This is a genomic window from Paraferrimonas sp. SM1919, from assembly GCF_010993985.1.
Taxonomy (GTDB): Bacteria; Pseudomonadota; Gammaproteobacteria; order Enterobacterales; family Shewanellaceae; genus SM1919.
In genome coordinates this window covers 1-503 of record NZ_WINH01000143.1, presented here as the reverse complement: position 1 = coordinate 503, position 503 = coordinate 1, and the positions used below count along the sequence as shown (strand labels likewise).

At 50.9% G+C, this 503-nt stretch carries 1 protein-coding gene; it reads right to left on the bottom strand.

Annotated features, from left to right (window positions below; genetic code table 11):
* A partial coding sequence (locus tag GFB48_RS17515) for a cystatin domain-containing protein (RefSeq protein ID WP_163938813.1) occupies positions 1-503 on the bottom strand: 503 nt, incomplete at both ends.

The following is a 503-nucleotide window of genomic DNA, read 5'->3' as shown; positions in this document are numbered from 1 at the left end:
GGTTGAATAGCCTCACAGCTTCATTAACAGACTTTAGACCTTCAGGGCTGTTGAGTGGGATCAGCGTGGGACAGTCAGGGCACATCTTCACCATTTCCATATTTGTATTTACTTGTCGCGTGTCACACTTGTACTTGGTGACCTCGGCGGCACTATTTTCTACAGTCATCATTACGGTGCAGTTGGCCATCACCATCTGTTCTGCCTGTCCACGGATCTCACATTCCTCAAAGTGTTTGGGGTTGACAGTGTGGCACTTTGTCTCCAGAAGGTCCAACTCTTGCTCGATGTTACAGCCTCCGTCAACCTTTTTCACTTTGCTGCTTTGGATCTCACTCAGTCTGAACTTGTAGCCGTGGTCATGGTGCTCATTGATGTGATGCAATGCCAGACGTGCCGCTGCAGCACCACTCTCCTCACTGCATGTTACAGGCAGTAAAGCTGGAGCGGCGCTGCAAAGCTGCACTGCCGAGGACAGCAGCACCAGTATGGGTAACCCCTTC